At 62.9% G+C, this 23,354-nt stretch carries 21 protein-coding genes, 1 tRNA gene and 1 pseudogene; 14 read left to right on the top strand and 9 right to left on the bottom strand.

Features of this window, described 5'->3' with window-relative positions:
- Window positions 1-144: 144 nt before the first annotated feature.
- From INQ47_RS14165 to INQ47_RS14145, 5 genes are all read left to right on the top strand, one after another.
- On the top strand, window positions 145-1,353 hold the full coding sequence (locus INQ47_RS14165) for an ammonium transporter (protein ID WP_404701942.1): 1,209 nt from the start codon (window positions 145-147) through the stop codon (window positions 1,351-1,353).
- 73 nt (window positions 1,354-1,426) lie between these two features.
- The gene (locus INQ47_RS14160) at window positions 1,427-1,666 is read left to right on the top strand and encodes a glutaredoxin family protein (protein ID WP_010953106.1); all 240 of its coding nucleotides are present in this window, start codon (window positions 1,427-1,429) and stop codon (window positions 1,664-1,666) included.
- 108 nt (window positions 1,667-1,774) lie between these two features.
- Window positions 1,775-2,206 carry a D-Ala-D-Ala carboxypeptidase family metallohydrolase gene (locus tag INQ47_RS14155; RefSeq protein ID WP_021785451.1) on the top strand — a complete coding sequence of 144 codons (432 nt, stop codon included), beginning with the start codon at window positions 1,775-1,777 and terminating at the stop codon, window positions 2,204-2,206.
- A gap of 65 nt (window positions 2,207-2,271) precedes the next feature.
- A complete protein-coding gene (locus tag INQ47_RS14150) occupies window positions 2,272-2,580 on the top strand; it encodes a hypothetical protein (protein WP_021785450.1) in 309 nt (102 codons plus the stop codon).
- 51 nt (window positions 2,581-2,631) lie between these two features.
- Window positions 2,632-3,516: a pseudouridine synthase gene (locus INQ47_RS14145; RefSeq protein ID WP_404701941.1), complete on the top strand. Its 885-nt coding sequence runs from the start codon at window positions 2,632-2,634 to the stop codon at window positions 3,514-3,516.
- Between the two features lie 337 nt (window positions 3,517-3,853).
- On the opposite strand, the gene INQ47_RS14140 is transcribed toward INQ47_RS14145, so the two are convergent.
- Both INQ47_RS14140 and acnA read right to left on the bottom strand, forming a co-directional pair.
- A complete protein-coding gene (locus tag INQ47_RS14140; RefSeq protein WP_252459824.1) occupies window positions 3,854-5,419 on the bottom strand; it encodes a PAS domain-containing methyl-accepting chemotaxis protein in 1,566 nt (521 codons plus the stop codon).
- A 250-nt stretch (window positions 5,420-5,669) separates the two neighbouring features.
- Complete coding sequence (gene acnA, locus INQ47_RS14135; RefSeq protein ID WP_404701940.1) at window positions 5,670-8,411, bottom strand: aconitate hydratase AcnA; 2,742 nt, start codon at window positions 8,409-8,411, stop codon at window positions 5,670-5,672.
- 224 nt (window positions 8,412-8,635) lie between these two features.
- Here acnA and rlmM point away from each other — a divergent pair, with 224 nt between their 5' ends.
- The 3 genes from rlmM (at window position 8,636) to pdxB (ending at window position 11,911) form a co-directional block, all read left to right on the top strand.
- Window positions 8,636-9,700 carry a 23S rRNA (cytidine(2498)-2'-O)-methyltransferase RlmM gene (gene rlmM, locus INQ47_RS14130; protein ID WP_252459822.1) on the top strand — a complete coding sequence of 355 codons (1,065 nt, stop codon included), beginning with the start codon at window positions 8,636-8,638 and terminating at the stop codon, window positions 9,698-9,700.
- 765 nt (window positions 9,701-10,465) lie between these two features.
- The gene (tusA, locus tag INQ47_RS14125; RefSeq protein WP_209964605.1) at window positions 10,466-10,708 is read left to right on the top strand and encodes a sulfurtransferase TusA; all 243 of its coding nucleotides are present in this window, start codon (window positions 10,466-10,468) and stop codon (window positions 10,706-10,708) included.
- A 60-nt stretch (window positions 10,709-10,768) separates the two neighbouring features.
- Complete coding sequence (pdxB, locus tag INQ47_RS14120) at window positions 10,769-11,911, top strand: 4-phosphoerythronate dehydrogenase PdxB (RefSeq protein WP_404701939.1); 1,143 nt, start codon at window positions 10,769-10,771, stop codon at window positions 11,909-11,911.
- Between the two features lie 114 nt (window positions 11,912-12,025).
- Here pdxB and INQ47_RS14115 read toward each other — a convergent pair whose 3' ends face one another.
- On the bottom strand, window positions 12,026-12,199 hold the full coding sequence (locus tag INQ47_RS14115) for a PA1571 family protein (protein WP_176684833.1): 174 nt from the start codon (window positions 12,197-12,199) through the stop codon (window positions 12,026-12,028).
- 212 nt (window positions 12,200-12,411) lie between these two features.
- Here INQ47_RS14115 and INQ47_RS14110 point away from each other — a divergent pair, with 212 nt between their 5' ends.
- The 3 genes and pseudogenes from INQ47_RS14110 (at window position 12,412) to INQ47_RS14100 (ending at window position 15,963) form a co-directional block, all read left to right on the top strand.
- Window positions 12,412-14,175: an ABC transporter transmembrane domain-containing protein gene (locus tag INQ47_RS14110; RefSeq protein ID WP_209964613.1), complete on the top strand. Its 1,764-nt coding sequence runs from the start codon at window positions 12,412-12,414 to the stop codon at window positions 14,173-14,175.
- 120 nt (window positions 14,176-14,295) lie between these two features.
- Window positions 14,296-15,078, top strand: a pseudogene (locus INQ47_RS14105) (HAMP domain-containing protein); the annotation flags it as partial.
- Between the two features lie 117 nt (window positions 15,079-15,195).
- Window positions 15,196-15,963, top strand: coding sequence for a methyl-accepting chemotaxis protein (locus INQ47_RS14100; RefSeq protein WP_404701955.1), 768 nt, complete (start codon window positions 15,196-15,198; stop codon window positions 15,961-15,963).
- A 105-nt stretch (window positions 15,964-16,068) separates the two neighbouring features.
- Here INQ47_RS14100 and INQ47_RS14095 read toward each other — a convergent pair.
- Both INQ47_RS14095 and INQ47_RS14090 read right to left on the bottom strand, forming a co-directional pair.
- Window positions 16,069-16,145, bottom strand: a tRNA-Pro gene (locus INQ47_RS14095).
- Window positions 16,146-16,225: 80 nt separating this feature from the next.
- On the bottom strand, window positions 16,226-16,447 hold the full coding sequence (locus INQ47_RS14090; RefSeq protein WP_003248738.1) for a YgdI/YgdR family lipoprotein: 222 nt from the start codon (window positions 16,445-16,447) through the stop codon (window positions 16,226-16,228).
- Window positions 16,448-16,634: 187 nt separating this feature from the next.
- Between INQ47_RS14090 and moaB the strand changes: the two genes are divergently transcribed.
- Complete coding sequence (gene moaB / locus INQ47_RS14085) at window positions 16,635-17,174, top strand: molybdenum cofactor biosynthesis protein B (protein ID WP_014591793.1); 540 nt, start codon at window positions 16,635-16,637, stop codon at window positions 17,172-17,174.
- Entirely contained in the window at window positions 17,158-18,384 is a 1,227-nt protein-coding gene (gene glp / locus INQ47_RS14080) for a gephyrin-like molybdotransferase Glp (protein ID WP_404701938.1), read from the top strand. Before moaB ends, glp begins: the two co-directional genes overlap by 17 nt.
- On the opposite strand, the gene INQ47_RS14075 is transcribed toward glp, so the two are convergent.
- Entirely contained in the window at window positions 18,373-19,620 is a 1,248-nt protein-coding gene (locus INQ47_RS14075) for a glycosyltransferase family 4 protein (protein WP_252458326.1), read from the bottom strand. The two genes, glp and INQ47_RS14075, sit on opposite strands and share 12 nt — an antisense overlap.
- A gap of 257 nt (window positions 19,621-19,877) precedes the next feature.
- Between INQ47_RS14075 and yegS the strand changes: the two genes are divergently transcribed.
- Complete coding sequence (gene yegS / locus INQ47_RS14070; RefSeq protein WP_252458327.1) at window positions 19,878-20,765, top strand: lipid kinase YegS; 888 nt, start codon at window positions 19,878-19,880, stop codon at window positions 20,763-20,765.
- On the opposite strand, the gene INQ47_RS14065 is transcribed toward yegS, so the two are convergent.
- From INQ47_RS14065 to INQ47_RS14055, 3 genes are all read right to left on the bottom strand, one after another.
- The gene (locus INQ47_RS14065) at window positions 20,749-21,408 is read right to left on the bottom strand and encodes a response regulator transcription factor (protein ID WP_252458328.1); all 660 of its coding nucleotides are present in this window, start codon (window positions 21,406-21,408) and stop codon (window positions 20,749-20,751) included. The genes yegS and INQ47_RS14065 overlap by 17 nt on opposite strands.
- Window positions 21,398-22,294: a sensor histidine kinase gene (locus INQ47_RS14060; protein ID WP_404701937.1), complete on the bottom strand. Its 897-nt coding sequence runs from the start codon at window positions 22,292-22,294 to the stop codon at window positions 21,398-21,400. Before INQ47_RS14060 ends, INQ47_RS14065 begins: the two co-directional genes overlap by 11 nt.
- 366 nt (window positions 22,295-22,660) lie before the next feature.
- A complete protein-coding gene (locus INQ47_RS14055) occupies window positions 22,661-23,170 on the bottom strand; it encodes a histidine kinase (protein WP_252458330.1) in 510 nt (169 codons plus the stop codon).
- Between the last annotated feature and the right edge of the window lie 184 nt (window positions 23,171-23,354).

The following is a 23,354-nucleotide window of genomic DNA, read 5'->3' as shown; positions in this document are numbered from 1 at the left end:
AACCCAATCCACGACAAACCCAAGAAAAAACCACGCAGGCTTCACCCCGCTCACGTGAACAGGGTAGGGGCTGGCACCGATTCGGTGCAGGGATGCAGGTTCTTGAACTGTCCTGGTGCCTTTTTCAGCAGGTCTGCCTATTTCATGGAAAACATGCACAGCGCTATGGACTCTCTGGTCCACGGTTCCAACACCCTGTTCATTCTCATGGGCGCCATTTTGGTGCTGGCCATGCATGCCGGCTTTGCGTTTCTTGAAGTGGGCACGGTGCGCCACAAGAACCAGGTCAACGCCTTGTCGAAGATCCTCAGCGACTTTGCCATCTCGGCGCTGGTCTACTTCTTTATAGGCTACTGGATCGCTTATGGGGTCAACTTCTTCCAGCCGGCAGCGACGCTGGCTGTCGACCATGGCTATGCACTGGTCAAGTGCTTCTTCCTGCTGACCTTTGCGGCGGCGATTCCGGCGATCATTTCCGGGGGCATCGCCGAGCGGGCGCGATTCGTACCGCAGTTGTGCGCCACGGCGTTGATCGTGGCGTTCGTCTATCCGTTCTTCGAGGGTGTGGTGTGGAACGGCAACCTGGGCGTGCAGGCTTGGCTGCAGGCTCGCTTCGGCGCACCGTTCCATGACTTTGCCGGGTCCGTGGTGGTACACGCCATGGGGGGCTGGCTGGCGCTGGCGGCGGTGCTGCTGCTAGGAGCGCGCCGTGGGCGCTACCGCGATGGCCGCCTGGTGGCGTTCGCGCCGTCGAGCATTCCCTTTCTGGCGTTGGGCTCGTGGATCCTCATCATCGGCTGGTTCGGCTTCAACGTCATGAGTGCCCAGACCTTGCAGGGCGTCAGTGGCCTGGTGGCGATCAACTCGCTGATGGCCATGGTGGGTGGCACCCTGTCAGCGTTGCTGGCCGGGCGCAACGACCCGGGCTTCCTGCATAACGGTCCGCTGGCCGGGCTGGTGGCGATTTGCGCAGGTTCCGATCTGATGCACCCGGTTGGTGCGCTGGTCACCGGCCTGGTGGCGGGGGCGCTCTTTGTCTGGACCTTCACCGCAGCGCAAAATCGCTGGAAAATCGACGACGTCCTGGGTGTGTGGCCGTTGCATGGCCTGTGTGGCGTGTGGGGTGGCATCGCCTGTGGCGTGTTCGGCCAGGTGGCGTTGGGCGGTATGGGCGGTGTCAGCCTGGTAAGCCAGCTGCTGGGCAGCCTGATGGGTGTGCTGGTGGCTTTGGCCGGTGGCTTTGCCGTGTATGGAGCAATCCGTGCGCTGCATGGCCTGCGCTTGAGCCATGAACAGGAGTTCCAGGGCGCGGACTTGTCGCTGCACCGGATCGGTGCTACCAGCCAGGATTGAGCCAGGTCAGGTGCAGGGTGGGCGTGGCGGGCCTAGAATAGGCTTTTGTGTACGCCAACCCGGGACCTGCCCCATGCTGCCTGAATGTCAACTGTTCGGTACCCTCGGCTGCCACCTGTGCGAAGTGGCCGAGGCCGTGTTGATGCCCCTCGTCGATCATGGCCTGCTGGTAGAGCTGGTCGACATCGCCGAGAGCGAGCCTTTGTTCGAGCGTTATGGCCTGATCATTCCGGTGCTGCGGCGCTGTGACAACGGCGCCGAGCTGCACTGGCCGTTCGATACCGAACAAGTGGTGGCCTTTCTTGGGCAATGATGGCTGCAGAGGAGTTGCAACCCTGCTCCATGATTTGTGAAGCGAGCTGATGATCTGTTGCAGGCGCACCGTCGCCGGCAACCTTCACCATCATCGGAATAGCTCGCCATGCTGATCACTCCACATTTCACCTTCGATGAAATGACCGTTTCCCAGCTCGCCGCCCGGGACGGGTTCGATAATGCACCACCCCTCGAAGCCAGGGCCAACCTGCAATTGCTGTGCTGTGCGCTGGAACAGGTACGTGCATTGTTCGACGCGCCCATCATCATCAGCAGCGGGTATCGCAGTGAAAGGGTCAACCGGTTGATCGGTGGCGCCTCCGACAGCCAACACGTGCAAGGGCTGGCGGCGGACTTCACGGTGATCGAGGTCAGCCCGCGCGAGACCGTCCGGCGAATCAGCGAAAGTGCGGTGCCCTTCGATCAGTTGATCCTGGAATTCGACAAATGGGTTCATCTGTCGGTGACGCGCGGCACGCCGCGCAGGCAGGTGCTGACCCTGCGCAAAGGCAGCGGCTACCTGGCGGGGCTGCAATGAAGCGCATTGACGGCAGCAAGGGGATGTTCGTATGCTGTATATAAATACAGTATCGAGGTGAAGCCATGCTCAATGTCGAGCAACTCAAGTACAGCGTTAACCGCATGCCCGTGGAGCGGGTGGCTGACGCCGTTCTGGAACTGCGCCTTGAGGGCCTGGTGACCGACGACTGTACGCCGTTCGGCAAAGTCCACTTCAATACCTGCTTCGCCGAGATCGAGGCCTTGTTCCAGCGGGCCGGTTACCACCGTGGGTTGGATGTGGTGGGCTATCAGGGGTTGCTCTATGCCCTCTATGACCCTGGCCGCTGGGAGCCGGTACAGGTACTGCGCTGGCTGAAGGAGCGCTGCGAGGCGATGGCCCGGGCTGGTTGAGGGAGCGGGCTTGGGCGATAATGCGCGGCCATTAACGTCTCGAGCCCAGCCATGACCACGTCTTTCGACCCCGCCCGCCAGCAAGCCAGTACGGTGTGCTTGCCGCCTGGTAACTGGGTGACCGTGCTCGATTGCTTGTGTGACCATTTCAAGGCCATCGACCGCGCCCAGTGGCTTGACCGCTTTGCCCGTGGCCGGGTGCTGGATGCCGAGGGGCAGGCAGTTGCCGCCGACCTGCCTTACAAGCGTGGCATGCGTTTGCATTACTTCCGCGAGGTGCCGAACGAACGGCCGATCCCGGTGCAGGAGGTGGTGCTGCATGTGGACGAGCACCTGGTGGTGGCCGATAAACCGCATTTCCTGCCAGTGACGCCGACCGGTGAATACGTCGAGCAGACCTTGTTGCGCCGCCTGATCCGTCGCCTGGACAACCCGCATCTGGTGCCGTTGCACCGCATCGACCGGCACACCGCCGGGCTTGTGCTGTTTTCCGCCAACCCGCACAGCCGCAGCGCCTACCAGCGGCTGTTCCCCGAGCGGCGTATCGACAAGCGTTACCAGGCCATTGCCGCTGCCATGCCACAGCATGTGTTTCCGCTGGTGCACAAAAGCCGCCTGGTGCATGGCGAGCCATTTTTCCGCATGCATGAGGTGGAGGGTGAGGCCAACAGTGAAACCCTGGCCGAGGTGCTGGAGAAGAACGGTGAGCAATGGCGCTATGGGCTGTCGCCAGTAACCGGCAAGACCCATCAATTGCGTGTGCACATGGCGGCTTTGGGGGCAGGGATCAGCAATGACCCGTTCTATCCGCAATTGCTCAATGAAGAGGATGACTACCAGCGGCCGCTGAAACTGCTGGCGCAGAGCCTGCGTTTCGAGGACCCGCTGAGTGGCGAAGAGCGCTACTTCGAGAGCCGCTTGCGGTTGGACTGGTAACACAGCAAGCGGGCTTGCCTGCGAAAGGGCCCGGCCTGCTGGCCAATCTCCACTCGTCGTTCACCGTTGCCGCCGCTACCGTATTCGCGGGTAAACCCGCTCCTACATACGCGGTGGTTCGGCACAGCCGTTGTAGGAGCGGGTTCACCCGCGAATGGGCCGGGCCTGCGGGCCAATTTCCACCCGCCGTTCACCGTTGCCGGCGCTACCGTATTCGCGGGTAAACCCACTCCTACGCGTAGGTGATTCGGCACATTCCGTTGTAGGAGCGGGCTTGCCCGCGAACACCGGCAGAGCCGGTGCCCATCCACAGCGGTGGCGTGCCAAGCCGTGAGCTTCAGCGGTTGAAGCGCTCCACCAGCGAATACTGGCTCCCCGCCGTGCTGGTCAGTTCCTCGCTCAGCAGTGCCGAGTGCTGCGCCTGTTCGGCGGTCTGGTCGGCCAGTTCGGCAATGGTGCTGATGTTGCGGCTGATCTCGTCAGCCACAGCGGTCTGCTCCTCGGTTGCAGCAGCAATCTGGGTGGCCATATCGGTGATATTGGCCACCGCTTCGCTGATGCCTACCAGCGCCTCGTCGGCCTGCATTACCCGGTCAACGCCTTCCTGTGCCTGGCGGTGGCCGGTTTCCATGGTCAGCACTGCGTTGCTGGCGGTCTGTTGCAGCTTGGCGATCAGGCCGTGGATCTGCCCGGTGGATTCGGCGGTGCGCTGGGCCAACTGACGTACTTCATCAGCTACCACGGCAAAACCTCGGCCCATTTCACCGGCGCGCGCCGCTTCAATGGCTGCGTTCAGCGCCAGCAGGTTGGTCTGATCGGCGATACCCTTGATCACGTCGACCACGCCACCAATCTCGTCGCTGTCTTTGGCCAGTTGCGTAACCGTCTGGCCGGTCTCGCCCACTGCCGCCGACAGACGTTCGATGGCCTCGCGGGTTTCTCCGGCAATCTGCCGGCCCTGGCTGGTCAGGCGGTTGGCTTCCTGGGTGGCATCGGCGGTGCGCTGCACATGGTTGGCCACTTCCTGGGTGGTGGCAGCCATCTGGTTTACCGCAGCGGCGACTTGCTCGGTCTCCACCCGCTGGCGCTCCAGGCCCGAAGAGCTCTTGTGCGCCAAGGCATCGGACTGCCGTGCCTGGTCGCTCAGGTGCTCGGCACTGTCTTGTAGGCGTGTCAGGCAGGTTTTCATGCGTGCGTCCTGGCTGAGCATGGCCATTTCCAGGCGCGCCTGCACGCCACGGCTGTCGGTGTACATCTGCGCGATCAGTGGGTCGGAAGTGGTTTGCTCGGCCAGGCGCAGCAGACGCTTGAGGCCGCGTTGCTGCCAGCTCAGGCCAAGCAGGCCCAGTGGTACCGAAAGCCCTGCGGCCAAGGCAAAGCCCCAGGAATGACCCAGCCAGTTGCCGATCAGGAAGCCCGCCTGGCTGATCAGGATGAACGGTAGCCAGTCCTGCAGCACCGGCAGCCACTTGTCGCGACGCGGTACCGGCGGCTTACCCTGATTGATGCGCTGGTACAAGGCCTCGGCGCGGCGGATCTGCTCAGCGGTGGGCTTGACCCGCACCGACTCGAAGCCGACGACCTGGTTGTTATCGAAGATGGGTGTGACATAGGCGTTGACCCAGTAATGGTCGCCGGACTTGCAGCGGTTCTTGACGATACCCATCCACGGCTGGCCCTGCTTGAGGGTTTGCCACATATGGGCAAACACGGCAGGCGGTACGTCGGGGTGGCGCACCAGGTTGTGCGGTGCGCCAGTCAGCTCCTCGCGGGTGAAACCACTGATTTCGATAAAGGCATCGTTGCAGTAGGTGACCACACCCTTGGCGTTGGTGGTGGAGATCAACCGCTGCTGGGCAGGGAAAGTCCGTTCTCTCTGGGTAATCGGCTGGTTGTTACGCATGGGTGATAGTCCGCAGGGCTTTCGACAGGTATCGGCAAGCCGCTGGTTTTATTGAATGGATATTTGGTTCATTGATTGCCATCAATGACGGGTGAGTCAGATGATGACCGAATGGGTGGCCAAGGGCCAGCCCTGTCGCGAGGGACTAGGACGCTTACGGCTGTGGGGCATCGGCGCCCATGTAACCAAGCGCCGCCCGCGCGGCGCTCGGTTTAGAGAACGGCACAAATCTTGTGCCAGGCTATCCGTCTCAGTCAGCGATCATCTGGCGCAACACATAATGCAGAATCCCCCCCGCCTTGAAGTACTCCACCTCGTTCAGGGTATCAATCCGGCATAGCACCTCGATCTGTTCCTGCTGGCCATCCTCGCGGGTAATGCGCAAGGGCAGGCTCATGCCGGGGTGGAGATTTGCGCCGTCCAGCCCCAGTACATCGATCTGCTCCTTGCCGGTCAGCCCCAGTTGTTTGCGGTTGTGCCCGGCTTTGAATTGCAGCGGCAACACGCCCATGCCCACCAGGTTGGAGCGGTGAATACGCTCGAAGCTTTCTGCCAGCACGGCCTTGACCCCCAGCAGGTTGGTGCCCTTGGCTGCCCAGTCGCGGCTCGAGCCGGTGCCGTACTCCTGGCCGGCAATCACCAGCAGCGGGGTGCCTTCCTGCTGGTAACGCATGGCTGCGTCGTAGATCGACAGCTTCTCGCCAGTGGGCACATGCAAGGTGTTGCCGCCTTCTTCACCTGGGAGCATTTCGTTGCGGATACGGATGTTGGCGAAGGTGCCGCGCATCATCACTTCATGGTTGCCACGCCGCGAACCGTAGGAGTTGAAATCGCGTGGCTCCACACCCTGTTCTCGCAGGTAGCGCCCGGCCGGGCTGTCGGTCTTGATGTTGCCGGCGGGGGAAATGTGGTCAGTGGTCACGGAGTCGCCCAACAGCGCCAGCACCCGCGCGCCGTGAATATTGGCAATTTGTGGTGGCGGCCCGCCGATGCCGTCGAAAAACGGTGGGTGCTGGATGTAGGTGGAGTCAGCCTGCCACACGTAAGTGGCGGCCTGTGGCACTTCGATGGCCTGCCACTGCGCATCACCGGCAAACACTTCGGCGTATTCCTTGTGGAACATCGCCGTATCGACCTTGGCCACAGCCTCGGCAATTTCCTGCTGACTCGGCCAGATATCACGCAGGTAGACCGGTTGGCCGTCCTTGCCTGAGCCTAGCGGGTCGCGTGTCAGGTCCAGGCGCACGCTGCCGGCCAGGGCGTAGGCCACCACCAGCGGGGGCGAGGCCAGCCAGTTGGTCTTGACCAACGGGTGCACGCGGCCTTCGAAGTTGCGGTTGCCCGATAGCACCGAGGCTACGGTGAGGTCAGCGCTGCCAATAGCTTTCTCGATCGCCTCGTCCAGCGGGCCGGAGTTGCCGATGCAGGTGGTGCAGCCATAACCGACCAGATCAAAACCCAGCTGGTCGAGGTAAGGCGTGAGCCCGGCAGCCTTGAAATAGTCGGTGACCACCTTGGAGCCCGGCGCCAGCGAGCTCTTGACCCAAGGTTTGCGTTGCAGGCCTTTTTCCAGTGCTTTTTTCGCCACCAGCCCGGCAGCCATCATCACGCTGGGATTGGACGTGTTGGTGCATGAGGTGATCGCGGCAATCACCACGGCTCCATCGCGCAGGGTGTGGGTCTGGCCCTGATGGCTGTAGTCGATTGCGCCGGTCTGGTCGGCGTTGCCCACCGCCACACCGCCGCCGCCCTCGCTTTCCAGGCGGCCAACTTCTTTGGCCAGCGGTTTGGGCTGCAACTCGATGAAGTGGTCGAAGGCTTGGCTGACCTGGCCCAGTGCTACGCGGTCCTGCGGCCGTTTGGGCCCGGCCAGGCTGGCTTCGACCTCGTCCATGTCCAGTGCCAGCGTGTCGCTGAATGACGGCTCATGGCCGGGCAGGCGCCACATGCCCTGCGCCTTGCAGTACTGCTCCACCAGCTGCACGGTCGCTTCGGGGCGGCCCGAAAGGCGCAGATAGTCCAGGGTGACCTGGTCGACCGGGAAGAAACCACAGGTGGCGCCGTATTCCGGTGCCATGTTGGCGATGGTCGCGCGGTCGGCCAGGGGCAGTTCGGCCAGGCCGTCGCCGTAGAATTCAACGAACTTGCCCACCACGCCTTTCTTGCGCAGCATCTGCGTCACGGTCAGCACCAGGTCAGTGGCAGTGATGCCCTCCCGCAGCTTGCCGGTCAGCTTGAAGCCGATCACTTCGGGGATCAGCATCGATACCGGCTGGCCGAGCATCGCCGCTTCCGCTTCGATGCCGCCGACACCCCAGCCGAGTACGCCCAGGCCGTTGATCATGGTTGTGTGCGAGTCTGTGCCCACCAAGGTATCGGGGAAGGCGTAGGTGCGGCCATCAGCCTCACGGGTCCACACCGTGCGGCCCAAGTATTCCAGGTTGACCTGGTGGCAAATGCCAGTGCCCGGGGGTACCACGCGGAAATTGTCGAACGCGCTCTGGCCCCAACGCAGAAAGGCATAGCGCTCACCATTGCGCTGCATTTCGATGTCGACGTTTTCGGCGAAGGCGTGCGGCGTGCCGTAGCGGTCGACCATTACCGAGTGGTCGATCACCAGGTCGACCGGTGACAGCGGGTTGATCCGTTGCGGGTCGCCGCCAGCCTTGGCCATGGCGGCGCGCATGGCCGCCAGGTCGACCACGGCGGGTACGCCGGTGAAGTCCTGCATCAGCACCCGCGCCGGGCGGTACTGGATCTCGCGGTCGGAGCGCCGTTCGCCTAGCCAGTGGGCAATGGCGCGCAAGTCGTCGCCGGTGACGGTTGTGCCGTCCTCCCAGCGCAGCAGATTTTCCAGCAGCACTTTCAGCGACATGGGCAGGCGCTGCAGGTCACCCAGCTGGCGGGCGGCCTCGGTGAGGCTGAAGTAGTGGTAGGTCTGGTCGCCGACCTTGAGGGGCTTGAGGGTGTTCAGGCTATCGAGCGAGGGCATTGCCAACTCCTTCTGCACCGGTGCCCGGCAAATATTCACGGTTTGCCGGCAGCACCGCTCTGTATCGGTCCGCACGGTACGGACCTGGCTGAGTGGTCAGGTTAGACCGGTTTAGGCTACCTGACCCTTTTCTGGACCGGCGGGGCGTGTCGCAGGTTCCGAACTTCCTTTATCATCGCCGCCCTGCCGGCGCCTGTGGTGCGCCAGCCGTAGTGGAGTGAGAGATGAATACCCTGTTCATGCATTGCCGGCCCGGTTTCGAGGGCGAGGTTTGCGCTGAAATCAGCGAACATGCCGCCCGCCTGGGCGTTGCCGGCTATGCCAAAGGCAAGCCGCAAAGTGCCAGCGCCGAGTTTGTCTGCAGCGAGGAGGGCGGTGCCGAGCGCTTGATGGGGGAACTGCGTTTCAACCAGCTGATTTTCCCGCGGCAGTGGGCACGTGGCGGTTACGTCGAACTGCCGGAAAGTGACCGCATCAGCGTACTGCTGGCGCAGTTGGCCGATCTCCCGGTGTTCGGTAGCTTGTGGCTTGAGGTGCTGGACAGCAACGAAGGCAAGGAATTGTCTACCTTTTGCCGAAAGTTCGAAGTGCCGTTGCGCAAGGCCCTGGAGAAGGCCGGCCGCCTGGTCGACGACCCTGGCCGCCCACGTTTGCTACTGACCTTCATCAGCGGCCGGCGGGTATTTGTCGGCGTTGCATCGGCCAGCAACAGCGCTTTGTGGCCCATGGGCATCCCGCGCCTGAAGTTCCCTCGCGAGGCACCTAGCCGTTCGACACTCAAGCTGGAAGAGGCCTGGCACCAGTTCATTCCGCGTGAGCAGTGGGAGCAGCGCCTGGGTGATGACATGACCGGTGTCGACCTGGGAGCCTCGCCGGGCGGCTGGACCTACCAGCTGGTGCGCCGTGGCATGCTGGTGACAGCCATTGACAACGGGCCGATGGCCGAAAGCCTGATGGACACCGGCCTGGTCCAGCACTTGATGGCCGATGGCTTTACCTGGCAGCCAAAGCAGCCGGTAGACTGGATGGTGTGCGATATCGTCGAGAAGCCGGCGCGTACCACCTCGCTGATCGAAACCTGGCTGGGTGAGGGGTTGTGCCGCGAGGCAGTGGTCAACCTGAAGTTGCCGATGAAGCAGCGTTATGCCGAAGTACGGCGCCTGCTCGACCGCATGGAGGCAACATTCAAGGCACGCAAGATCAGGGTGTCGATTGCCTGCAAGCAGCTTTACCACGACCGCGAGGAAGTGACGTGCCACCTGCGGCGGCTCGATCTGAAGCCACGCTGAGGCCAGCACGTCGTTCTGCTTCTGCTTCTGCTTTTGCTGTTGCTTCTAAGCGCGCGATAGTTCAGGCGACGCAGATTGCGACTTCAGGAGGCCGAGTGCAGGGTTTGCGAGGGGAGGTGACGGGCATGGATGCCCGTCAAGCGCTGGGCCCCAGGATGGGGCCTGCAGCGCGGTCCTCCCGGGAGCAAGCCCGGAGCGAGGGGACCCCGGAGCGCAGCGCAGGGGCCGGATGATGGGAGCCGACGGTTTTTGGTTCCTTTTTGCCACGACAAAAAGGGACCCGCCGTAAGGGCGGAAAGGTGACTATGCGCCACCTTCGCGAATGAATACCTACTTGATGTGGATGCTCACATCCAAGAAGCAAGAAGCAAGAAGCAAAGAGCGAACTCGTCTGTTTTGACTCGGCGAACCGTCCATTTGCGATGGCGACGCTGACTCACCTTTTCGCCCTTACGGCGAGTCACTTTTTGTCAAACGCGACAAAAAGTAACCAAAAAACGCTGCGCTCCCATCATCCGGCCCCTGCGCTGCGCTCCGGGGTCCCCTCACTCCGGCCTTGCTCCCGGCAGGACCGCGCCGAAGGCCCCATCCTGGGGCCTCAGCGCTTGACGAGCATCCATGCCCGTCACCTGCCTCCGCAAGGCCTGCGTTCGGCCTCCTGAAGTCGCGAAGATCAAGATCAAGATCAAGAGCGCTGGGTTTGAAAGCCGTGCTTGGACCGCGTCGCGCTATGCGCGACAATAGCGATCATTTTCGGAGCCCCCCATGACCGATTTCACCCCCGACGCCATCCTCGATGCCACCGGCCTGAACTGCCCGGAACCCGTGATGATGCTGCACCAGCACGTACGTAACCTGGCCGCCGGCGGCCTGCTCAAGGTCATCGCCACCGACCCGTCGACCCGCCGCGACATCCCCAAGTTCTGCAACTTCCTCGGCCACGAGCTGCTGCTGCAGCAAGAGGACGCCGGCACTTTCCTGTACTGGATCCGCAAGAAAGCCGACTGAGCCGCTCTGGAACACGCCCGGCGTTGCGCCTACACTGCGCTCCCCAGACAGGAGAGCGCCATGCTGATAGTTGCCGACGAAAACATCCCGCTGCTCGATGCCTTCTTCCAGGGTTTCGGTGAAATTCGCCGCTACCCCGGCCGAAGCCTCGATGCTGCCAGCGTCAAGGACGCCGATATCCTGCTGGTGCGCTCCGTGACCAAGGTCGACCGTCAGCTGCTCGAAGGCAGCCGTGTACGCTTTGTAGGCACTTGCACCATCGGCACTGATCACCTGGACCTGGATTACTTTGCAGAAGCCGGCATCCGCTGGAGCAGCGCACCTGGCTGCAATGCCCGCGGCGTGGTCGATTACGTGCTGGGCAGCCTGCTGACCCTGGCCGAGCTGGATGGCGTGGCATTGCCTGAGCGCGTGTATGGCGTTGTGGGCGCGGGTGAAGTGGGTGGCCGTCTGGTGCGGGTGCTGCACGGCCTGGGCTGGAAGGTGCTGGTGTGCGACCCGTTGCGTCAGGCCGCCGAGGGCGGCGACTACGTCAGCCTCGAAACCATCCTGCAGCAGTGCGATGTGATCAGCTTGCATACCCCATTGCAACGCGGCGGCGAGTACCCGACCTGGCACCTGCTGGGGCAGGCGCAGCTGGCACAGTTGCGCCCAGGTGCCTGGCTGGTAAACGCCAGCCGTGGCCCGGTGGTGGACAACGTCGCCCTGCGCGAGCTGCTGCTGGACCGCGAAGACGTGCACGCAGTGCTGGATGTGTGGGAAGGGGAGCCGCAGGTGGACCTGCAGTTGGCCGACCTGTGCACACTGGCTACGCCGCACATTGCCGGCTATAGCCTCGATGGCCGCCAGCGTGGTACGGCGCAGATCTACCAGGCGCTATGCCGCTTCCTGGCTGTGGACGAGCAGGTGCGACTGGCCGAGCTGCTCCCCAGGCCGCCGCTGGCGCAGATCGAACTGGATGCCAGCACCGACCTGTCCTGGGCCTTGGCCACCCTGTGTCGCGCCGTGTATGACCCGCGCCGCGATGATGCCGATTTCCGCCGTAGCCTGAGCGATGATCCGCAGCAGCAGCGAGCGGCGTTCGACCAGTTGCGCAAGCAATACCCGCCACGGCGCGAGATCGAGGGGCTGGCCGTGCGCTTGCACGGGGAGGCGCCGCAGTTGGCGCAGTTGGTCAGTGCCCTGGGTGGGGTGTTGGTCTAAGCAAACCTTGTCGTGACCTTGCAGGTATCTACGGTTACCTGTGGGGGTGGCCAAGCCCACTGGCTGGGCAGATAAAAACCCGGCGCAAGCGCCGGGTTGCAAAAAAATCGCCGATCAACCTTTGCGTACGCGCTCGACACGGCTTTCTTCCAGGGCCTTGCAGGCCTGCTGGATCATCTGCTCGGTGATCGGCACTTCGCGCCCCTTGGCATCGATGATCGAACCGCATACTTGCGGTTGCGGGGAGGTCTGGGGCTTCTGGTTATCATTGCCATGCTGCAAGCTCATGCACTGTCTCCTCTTCAGGTTCAAGCTCAGGGTAGCCCTGCGCCGTGACTGGCCTGTGACAGCTTCTGGGTCACGGCAGCAACAGTCCAGCAGAAACCCTGTGAAAGCTCCATAATCTGGTTAGATCGATGCGTTATAGCAACCTGCATGCAGTCTCCCGACCGGGATGAGTGGTAGGCTGCGGCTTCCCCACCCTTTGTGGTTGTGTTGTCATGCCTGAATCGGTTTCCCCGCGCCAACGCCGTGCCTTGCGCCTGGCTTGGCAGTTCGTTCGCCCTTATCGCCGGCAGGTGCTGCTGGCATTGCTGGCGCTGGTAGTCACCGCTGCCATCACCCTGTCGATGGGCCAAGGAATCCGCTTGCTGGTGGATCAAGGCTTCATGACCCGCTCCGCGCATCAGCTCAATCAGACTATCGGGCTGTTCCTGCTGCTGGTGCTGGCGCTGGCAGTGGGTACCTTCAGCCGTTTCTACCTGGTGTCGTGGATTGGCGAGCGCTGTGTGGCCGATATCCGTCGTGCCGTCTTCGACCACCTGATCGGCCTGCACCCAGGTTTTTTCGAAGACAACCGCAGCTCCGAGATCCAGTCGCGGCTGACAGCGGACACCACCTTGCTGCAATCAGTGATCGGTTCATCGCTGTCGATGTTCTTGCGCAACGCGCTGATGGTCATTGGCGGTGTGGCATTGCTGTTCATCACCAACCCCAAGCTCACCAGCATCGTGGTGGTAACGTTGCCGCTGGTGCTGGCACCGATCCTGTTGTTCGGCCGTCGGGTGCGCAGCCTGTCGCGGCAGAGCCAGGACAGGGTCGCCGATGTGGGCAGCTACGTGGCTGAGACGCTGGGGCAGATCAAGACCGTGCAGGCCTACAACCACCAGGCGCACGACCGCGAACTGTTCGCCGATACGGTCGAAGCAGCGTTTACTGTTGCCCGCAAGCGGATTACCCAGCGTGCCTGGCTGATTACCCTGGTGATCGTGCTGGTGTTGGGGGCGGTGGGGGTGATGCTGTGGGTCGGCGGCATGGATGTGATCGCCGGGCGTATATCCGCAGGTGAGTTGGCTGCATTCGTGTTCTACAGCCTGATCGTCGGCAGCGCATTCGGTACCCTCAGTGAGGTGATCGGCGAGCTGCAGCGGGCCGCGGGTGCCGCCGAGCGCATTGCCGAACTGTTGGCCGCGCGAAGTGCCATCCTGCCGCCCGTCGTGGCGCAGGTGCTGCCACAGCAGCGGGCGAGTGGGCGTATCGAACTGCAGCAGGTGGTGTTCGCTTACCCTTCACGGCCCACGGTGGCGGCTGTCGACGGCCTGAGCCTGACCATCGAGCCCGGCCAGACCGTCGCCCTGGTAGGCCCTTCCGGGGCAGGCAAGTCGACCCTGTTCGATTTGTTGCTGCGCTTTTACGACCCCCAGCAAGGCCGCATCCTGCTTGATGGCCAGCCAGTTACCGAGCTTGATCCCGACCAGCTGCGCCGGCAGTTCGCCTTGGTAGCACAAAACCCCTCGCTGTTCCGTGGCACGGTGGAGGCCAACATTCGGTATGGCCGGCCCGAGGCGACCTTGGCTGAAGTCGAAGCAGCAGCCCGCGGCGCCCATGCCGACGAATTCATCCGGCAACTGCCCCAAGGCTACCAGACACAACTGGGGGAAGGTGGCATAGGCCTTTCCGGCGGGCAGCGTCAGCGCTTGGCGATCGCCCGGGCTTTGCTGGTCGATGCGCCGATCCTGTTGCTGGACGAAGCCACCAGTGCCCTCGATGCACAAAGCGAATACTTGATCCAGCAAGCGCTGCCCAGCCTGATGGCCGGCCGTACCACGCTGGTGATCGCCCATCGCCTGGCCACGGTGCAGCATGCCGAGCGCATCGCGGTCATCGACCAGGGCCGGCTGGTGGCGGTGGGCACCCACCGTCAGTTGATCGAGGACAGCCCGCTGTATGCGCGGCTGGCAGCGCTGCAGTTCACCACGGGCTAGCGTGTCGTGGCTTTGTAACATTTCTGTAGTAATTGCCTGAGAAGATTTGCCTCAACTGTTGCGTAAGTGCTCGACCTGGCTGCCATTGCGTGATGGCAGCTTTTTTTTGGCCTGCCAGTAATGAGGCTGTACAGCGGCCTCAGCCTACTCCCTCTGGTTCCGAGACCCTCGATGTTGCGTAAATCCCTCAGAGTGCAAATTCTCTCGCTGCTCGGCGGCAGTGTGCTGGCGATGCTGCTGATCGCCTTGGTGTGTTTCCAGTTCCTGTCGTCCAGCGTGCGTGGCTACGCCGAGCTGGTCGACGGGCCACTGCGGGCCTCGCAATTGATTGACGAAGCCAACCTGCAGTTCAAGATCCAGGTGCAGGAATGGAAGAACGTGCTGTTGCGCGGGCGCCAGCCTGCGGAGATGGACAAGTACTGGCAGCAGTTCCAGGCCCGCGAACAGCAAGTACAACAACTGCTCGGGCAATTGATCGACAATAGCGATGCCAGGCTCAAGGCGTCGCTGCAGGAATTGCGCGACAGTCACCGCCAGTTGGGCCAGGCCTATGCGCAAGGCCGCCAGGCCTTCCTTGCGGCAGGCGGCGACCCGGTAGCGGGCGACCGGGCGGTCAAAGGCGTGGATCGTGCTGCCAGTGAGCAGATGAGCGAACTGGTGGAGCAACTGCGCGCCGATGCCCACCAGCGTGCAGCCAGCATCAATGCCAGTGCCGAGCGCACCGTATGGTTGGGCCTGCTGGTGATGCTGGCATCTGCGGTGCTGGTGGGGCTGCTCAGCCTGTGGCTGGTCAACCGTAGCCTGATCGAGCCGATCCGCCAGTTGATCGAGTACGTCGCGCAGCTCAGCCAGGGCCGCTTTGCTGCCCGGGTCGACAGCCGTCGGGAGGATGAGTTGGGGCGCCTGGCGCGGGCAGCCAACACCCTGCGAGACTTCCTTGCCGACACAGTCGGCCGGCTGCAGGACAACGCTCAGGAGCTGGAAGGCGCCAGCGGCCAGTTGCGCAATATTGCCGGTGACATGGCCCGCGGTACCCATGACCAGTTCCAGCGTACTGACCAGGTGGCCACGGCCATGCATGAAATGTCCGCCACTGCCCAAGAGGTCGCTCGCCACGCCGCTGAGGCTGCCCGTGCGGCCGATGACGCCGACCACAGCGCCCAGGCGGGCGAGCAGGTGATGCAGCAGACCATCGACATCATCGGGTTGGTCAACCGCGAAATCGCCGGCACGGCGACGGTAATTCGCGATCTGGAGCATGACAGCACACGTATAGGCAAAGTGCTGGAAGTGATCCGCGGCATTGCTGAACAGACCAACCTGCTGGCGCTTAACGCGGCCATCGAAGCGGCCCGTGCTGGCGAAGCCGGGCGTGGTTTTGCGGTGGTCGCCGATGAAGTGCGTAGCCTGGCCCAACGCACGGCAGCGTCGATTGCAGAGATCCACCAGATCATCGAAGCGGTACAGTCGGGGGCTGTGGAGGCGGTCAAGGCCATCGAAAGCGGCCAGCAACGTAGCCAGGAAGGGGCTGAGCAGGTCGAGCAGGCCGGGCAGATGTTGCAACGTATCACTCAGGCCGTGGAGGCGATTCGTGACATGAACCGGCAAATCGCCACAGCGGCCGAGGAGCAGACCAGCGTGGCCGAAGATATTTCGCGCAACCTGATCGAAATTACCCGCATTGCCACAGCCAACCAGGAAGCGGTCCAGCATACCGAGCAGGCGGGGCAGCGCCTGCATGGTTTGTCAGGGCAGTTGGGTGAAGTCACCTCCCGCCTGACCGCCTGACTCGGCCTGCAGTGGATGCAGGTGCCCACGGCGGCTTAAGTTGCGCACAGAGGTATTTTTAACACAACAAAAAGCCCGCACATGGCGGGCTTTTCGATAAGGATTTGGTCGGAGAGACAGGATTCGAACCTGCGGCCTTCTCGTCCCGAACGAGACGCGCTACCTGGCTGCGCTACACTCCGATGACCAAAATCCTACTGCATCCCGTTTTTGCCCGCAAGCCCTTGTTGTTTAAAGGGCTATGGCCTGAACGGGGCCGTGATCAGAGCTCTTTGACGGTGCGGATCTGGTCCTTGTTCAGGCGTGTGCGCTTGCCGTCGAGTTGCTCGAATTCATAGAAGCCAGAGTCTTCGTCGTAGGAAGGTTTGTCGGTTGCCTGGATCTCCCGGCCATCGTTCAGGGTAATGACGGTTGGGGTCGAGCAGCCAGCGAGGGCGCCCAAACCCAAGGCGAGCAGGAAGGCGGGTAGGGTCCGTTTGATCATCGTGTTTCTCCAAGTGCGATGGTGCTAGATGACATTTATGACGCAGGACGTTAGTGCAAGTTCACTCCAAGTGCAGCATAGCGACTAATTCGTCCCCTTGACCCAGGGCAAGGCTGATGGGGGCAACGCCGGAAAAGGTGCGCTGTGATATAACTGCGTCCATCTCATCCTGTTGTGACGGACACCCATGAAAGCCAAGGCAGATACCCCCTTCGTGGCGCTGAGCATCGCCGTGCTCACGGTCAGCGACACCCGTACCTTCGACACCGACACCTCTGGCCAGATGTTCGTCGACCGCTTGAGCGCCGCCGGTCATCGCCTTGCCGAGCGTGTGCTGCTCAAGGATGACCTGTACAAGATCCGAGCCCAGGTCGCCACGTGGATCGCCGATGACAACGTGCAAGTGGTGCTGATTACGGGCGGCACCGGGTTTACCGGTCGCGACAGCACCCCCGAGGCGGTGGCCTGCCTGCTGGACAAGCAAGTGGACGGATTTGGCGAGCTGTTCCGGCAGATTTCAGTGGCCGACATCGGCACCTCCACCGTGCAGTCGCGTGCCTTGGCCGGGCTGGCCAACGGCACGCTGGTGTGCTGCCTGCCGGGCTCGACCAACGCTGTGCGCACCGGTTGGGATGGCATCCTGGCCGAGCAGCTTGATGCCCGTCACCGCCCATGCAACTTCGTGGCGCACCTGAAGCAGGCAGCGGCCTGTGACAGCCGTGGCTGAGGTCAGCCAGGCCCGGCCGCTGATGCCGGTGGAGCAGGCGCTGGAGCAATTGCTGGCATTGGCCGAGGCTGCCCCGATCCGCGAGATCGAAAACCTGCCGCTGGCCGAAGCCGAAGGCCGCGTGCTGGCCACCGACCTGGTGGCCTCGCTCGACCTGCCGCCCTGGCCGAACAGCGCCATGGACGGTTATGCCTTGCGCCTGGCTGACTGGCAGGGCCAGCCGCTGCCGGTCAGCCAGCGTATTTTCGCCGGCCATGCGCCTCAGCCGCTGCAACCGGGTACCTGTGCGCGGATCTTCACCGGTGCGCCTGTGCCGGAGGGGGCCGACTGCGTCGAGATGCAGGAAAACACCGAAGTACTCGATGATGGCCGGGTGCGCTTTCTCGAAGCGTTGCGGACGGAGCAGAACATACGCCCTCAGGGCCAGGAAACCCGCAAGGGCGAGCAGGTGATGAGCGCCGGCACCCGCCTTGGGCCGATCGAACTGGGCCTGGCGGCGACCTTGGGGCATGGCCGCCTGGACGTGGTGCGCAAGGTGAAAGTGGCGGTGCTGTCGACCGGCGACGAACTGGTCGAGCCTGGCCTGCCGCTGGGGCCCGGGCAGATCTACAACAGCAACCGAAGGCTGCTGGTCAGCTGGTTGCAGCGGCTGGGTTGCGAAGTGGTCGATGCCGGCATCCTGCCGGACGATCTGGGGCGTACTCGCACATGCCTGGCGTCACTGGGTGACGTAGACCTGATTCTTTCCACCGGAGGTGTCTCGGTGGGTGAGGCCGACTACCTCGGTGCTGCCCTGCGCGAGGCCGGCGAACTGGCGTTGTGGAAGCTGGCGATCAAGCCGGGCAAGCCGCTGACCTTCGGCCACTTCCAGGGTGTGCCGGTGATCGGCCTGCCGGGCAACCCGGCCTCGACCTTGGTCACCTTTGGTCTGTTGACCAGGCCCTACCTGCTGCGTCGTCAGGGTGTAGTTGACGTCACGCCGCTGCGTTTCGACATGCCCGCTGGGTTTGACTGGCCCAAGCCTGGTGCGCGCCGCGAATACCTGCGCGCGCGCATCGAGCAGGGTCGGGTGCGCATCTACAAGAACCAGAGCTCGGGTGTGCTGCGTAGCGCAGCCTGGGCCGAGGGGCTGGTGGAAGTGCGTGAAGGCAGCACGCCGAAGCAGGGCGACAGCGTGCCATTCATCCCCTTCAGCGAGCTACTTGGCTGAGCGGCCCAGCCAGGCACTGGCCAGCGGTGCGGCCTCGGCCGGTGCCGCCTGGGTCAGGCGTATGTGCACATTCTCCAGTTGTTGGGCGGCCACGCTCCAGTCGTGGCGCTGGCGGGCAAACTGGCGTCCGGCAGTGCTCAACTGGCTCATGCGCCAAGGCTGGTTGAGCAACTGGGTGATCAGCAGTGCCAGCAGATCACCGTCGTCACTGCCCAAGTAGTGCTCGCCGTTATTCACGCTCAGGCCTGAAACGCCCTTGTCGGTGGTGATCACGGGTAAGCCGGCTGCCATCGCTTCGAGGATTTTCACCTTCGAGCCACCGGCATAGCGCAGGGGGGCGAAGAACAGCGCTGAACATCGTTGCAGTTCACGCAGGTCGGGTCGGTAGCCGAACCATTCGATGCGTGGGTCGTTCCAGTGAAGTTTCCAGTTGGCCGGCATGGCATGCCCGGCAATAGCCAGACGCACCGCCGGGTTGCTCATCCACACCTTTGGCATGATGTCATCCAGTGCCCACTCGATGGCCTCCAGATTGGCGCCATATTCGAAATTGCCGACGAACAACAGACGCTGGCTGTGCACCGCAGGTTGCACTTGCTGGTAGAAGTCACAATCCACGCCGTTGACCACCACATTCACCGGGCGCCCGCTGATCTGCGCGATCAGCTCGGCATCGTGGGCGCAGACTGCCACCAGTTCGTTGGGCTGGCGTAGCACACGGTGCTCCCAGCGCCGGTAGCGCCAGCGGTCGAAGGCGTTGAGCGGGCGCAGCCATAGCGGCAGGCGGTCGTGGCAGGCACCGCCCATTACCGACTCCAGGTTGTGCTCGGTCAGCATGAAGGGCAGCCCGCGAGCCTGCAAGGCTTTTTCGAACGGCTGGAAGCTGTAACTGTGCTCGATCTGGATCACGTCCCAGGGTTCGTCCAGCAATTGCTCGAACCGGTGCCGCAGGCGCGGCGCCAGGCCATTGATGATTGCCCGCATGGGGTAGTCGATGATGGGTGAAGCCAGCAGGTTGAGTGGGCTATGCAGCGGCCTGCGGGGTAGCACGATCAGGCGTTCGAGGAGTGGCTCCAGGGCCTCATGTGCTGCATCGCTGAGAGGGATTTTCGACTGCACCAGCAGGGTGATTCGGTGGCCGCGCTGCGCCAGCGCGCACAGCAGATGGTATTGCCGGGTTTTGTGGCCGCTGGTGGTCGGCCAAGGCAGATAGGGCAGTGTCCAGAGAATGCGCATGACCCGAAGTCCTCGTGAAAGGCTGCAGATAGCAAAACGCGCCCGTTGGCAGCAGTGGGGTAGCCACTGCCGGGCGCGTCCATGGCAATAGGGGTATCTGCTGAGCATAGCCGGGATTGCCACATGTGGAAAAAATGACCGGCAACGCGGTCAGTTGCAGAAGCGCCGCCTGGCTGATGTTTTTTTGCAGGGCATGCAACGATCCGGGCGTGCAAGTGGTCGAGATCTGGGTTGGTCCATTTTACGGAGATGCGCACATGCAAGGGCGCAAGGCAATGCTGGTGCTGCACGGCAAGCAAGCGATGAACGAAGACGTCCGCAGCGCCGTGCGCGACCTGCGCGATAGTGGCTGGGTGCTGGATGTCCGGGTGACCTGGGAGGCGGGCGATGCGCAACGGCTGGTCGCCGAGGCACTGGCGGCGGGTTACAGCCATATCGTCGCCGGTGGCGGGGACGGCACATTACGTGATGTGGCCGAGGCCATGGGTTTGGCCGCGTCCAAAGCCAGCCTGACCTTGTTGCCATTGGGCACTGCCAACGATTTTGCCAAAGCCGCTGGCATACCCCTGGAGCCGGCGTCGGCGCTGGCCTTGCTGAATGTCGCGCCACACCCCATAGACCTGGGGCAGGCTGGCGATCAGCTGTTCCTCAACATGGCCACGGGTGGCTTTGGCAGCCAGGTCACCGCCAATACCTCCGAAGACCTCAAGAAAGTGCTGGGCGCTGCCGCCTACCTGTTCACCGGATTGTCCCGCTTCAGTGAGCTTCAGGCCGCTTCGGTGGAGCTACTGGGGCCGGGCTTCCATTGGCAAGGGGATTTACTGGCGCTGGGTATCGGCAATGGCCGCCAGGCCGGTGGCGGGCAGGTACTGTGCCCCGAAGCCATGGTCAACGATGGCTTGCTTGACATCGCCATTCTGCCGGCACCACAGGAGATGGTAGGGGCTCTGCGTGACCTGTTGGGCGGTGACGGTCTGTTCGTTCGGGCCAGGCTGCCATGGGTCGAGATCAAGAGTTCGCAAGGGTTGGACATCAACCTCGATGGCGAGCCGTTGCAGGCTGCCAATCTGCGCTTTCAGGCGAGGCCGGCGGCGTTGTACCTGCACCTGCCCGCCGGGTCGCCGTTGCTCAGTCATCCAGGCTGATGATTTTTTCGCGTACGGCGAACAGCACCAGGCCGGCCACGTCGTGAATCTGCAGGCGCTTCATGATTTGTGAGCGGTGAGTTTCCACGGTCTTGATCGACAGGCCAAGGCCTGCAGCGATTTCCCGGGTGGACTTGCCGCGCACGATCAGGCGCAGGATCTCAAGCTGTCGTGAAGTCAGATTATGCCGTTCGCCAGCGCTTTGCTTGCCTTGTCTGGTGTGCCGCAGCGCCTGGTTGATGACGGTGTGGGCGATGGCCGGGCTGAGGTAGCGCTCACCGTGGCGTACCGCACCCAGCGCCTGTTCCAGCTCGGTGGCGCTGGTGTCTTTGAGCAGGTAGCCGTGGGCGCCGCTTTCCAGGGCGCGCATGATCAGGTCAGGGTCGGTGTGCATGGACAGGATCAGCACTTTGCAGGTACTGCCGCTGGCCCGCAGTTGGGTGAGCGCGTCCAGCCCGCTGGTCGAACGCATGGAGATGTCCAGCAAGATGATGTCGGGCGTCAGCGTGCGTACCTGGTCGAGTAGCTGGTTGCCGTCGTCGGCTTCGCCGATCACGTCATAGCCGGGGATATCGCAGACCAGTGCGCGCACCCCGGCGCGGATCAGCGAGTGGTCATCTACCAGCAGTAGTCTACAGGTCATGGTTGGTAATACTCCTGGCGCGTTGCTGGGTGCGCGGGGACCACGGGAACATCGCTTCGATCTGCGTGCCTCGGCCAGGCTGACTGGTAATGTCAAGGCTGCCCTGCAGCGCGATTACCCGCTCCTGCATGCCGGCCAGGCCGCGTTGACCGGCCTCGGCCGGGTGCCGGGCAGGGGCGAAGCCACGACCATCGTCGTGGATCGACAGCATCAGCCCCTCAGGGGTGCGCTGCAGGCGGATGACCAGGTTGTGTGCCTGGGCGTGGCGCAGCATGTTGGTCACTGCCTCCTGGGTAATACGGAACACTGCCATGGCCACGGCTTCGTCGATGCCGCCCAGGCGCTGGTTGCACGCCAGGCTCCAGTGCACGCCGCTGCTGGCCAGGGTGCGTACCAGGTGTGCGCGCAGGCTGGCTTCCAGACCAAGGCTGGCCAACTGCCGGGGGTTGAGCAGCGCGGAAACATCGCGCACATTACCGAGGGTGTCATCCAGCGTGCTGCGCAGGGCGTCGCAGTGCCCCTGCAACTCGTCGGGCATGCGCCGCTGCAGCCACTGCAGTTGCAGCTTGGCAGCGGTGAGCAGTTGACCGATGTCGTCGTGCAGTTCCCGGCCCAGATGCTGACGCTCGTCTTCTTGCACCTTGAGCATGCGCTCGGCCAGCTCTGCCGGGCGCAGGTGGATCGACCTGGCGCCCAGACCCAGTTGTACAACAGCACCCAGCGTGGCGACCAACTGCAGCACCAGCAGGGTGGCCGGGATTGTCTGGTTGGCCAGGTACAGCGCCATGTTGGCAACCAGTGAGGCCACGCACAGCCCGACCGTTGCCCAACGCAGCACGGCGGCGCGGGAGCAGCAATGCAAAGAAGTCTTCAAGCGTGGAAACATAGGTAGGGAGGCCACTGAAGTATTGCTGATGGAGGCCTTGCACAATGCTGCTCAGAGGCTTTGGCGCAGTACTTTCGTTGTTTTTTTGAACACGTATTCTTGCCACCTTTGTTCCGGTCGCAAGCGTTTGTGGGGGCGCATATTACCACTTTGTATTGCATCGGTCGCGGCCGGGTAACGCGTTGAAACGCCTACTGGTCGGGCGCTTTCGGGTAGCAAAGTGCCACCCTTTAATCGCGCTGTACCCACTTGTGCTGTAACTAGTGCGGCAATGATTCAACGGCATGCACCGAAGGCCTGGTGAACTTTCCAAGTTCGACCATGGTCGGGTTTCAATAAAGTTGCTTAGTTGCACTTTGCGTCAGGTTAATGCATGCGGTTAGAGGGGTTAGAGCGGGTGCCGGTTGCCGCGTCACTGTGCGGGTGAATGCAGGTGCTGCCTTCTTCATCGCAGGACGCGCAGGCTGGCGCAAAGGGGGGTTGTACGACCTTGGCCAATTCACCCAGCAGCACCAACTGCTCGCCGATGTCCAGGTTCAGCCGCCCTGTACGGCTATCGACCAGCTCCAACTGCCAGGCCAGCAAGGTCAGGCACGCCCCTATCGCGGGTAGGGCTTCACGCTGCAGGCAACCACCGTGGCAGGCCGGGGCGAGCAGCTGTTGCAGGGCGGTGGTGTAGTGGGCGACTTCACGCAGGCCCAGGCGCGTAGCTTGACGGGCGATAGTGTCGAGGGCGCCGTTCAGGCAGCTGCAGGCATCCGGGTCATTGTCTATCAGTTCCAGATGCTGCAGGCATTCCTGGGCCTGGGTCAGCAGTACCTGGGCATCCAGCAGGAAGCCCTGCAGGGCGTCATCGAACGATAAGGCAGTGTCCATCAACAAGTCCCCGCGCGTGGGGTAGGCGCAGGGGGCGGGCACGCCGAAACGATAGCTAGCAAAAGCCTGACTCCATTCATGCAATGAGAATGGCGTCACATTAATGGCTAAAGGATATCGCGAACATCAGGTTGCACCCGATTGCCGCTAAGGGTTTCCCTGATCAAAGGCTAGGGTAGGGAAC

This window comes from Pseudomonas sp. 3HC3, assembly GCF_044904505.1.
Classification (GTDB): domain Bacteria; phylum Pseudomonadota; class Gammaproteobacteria; order Pseudomonadales; family Pseudomonadaceae; genus Aquipseudomonas; species Aquipseudomonas putida_Y.
The sequence above is the reverse complement of the archived record's forward strand: the minus strand, read 5'-3'. Positions and strand labels throughout refer to the sequence as shown.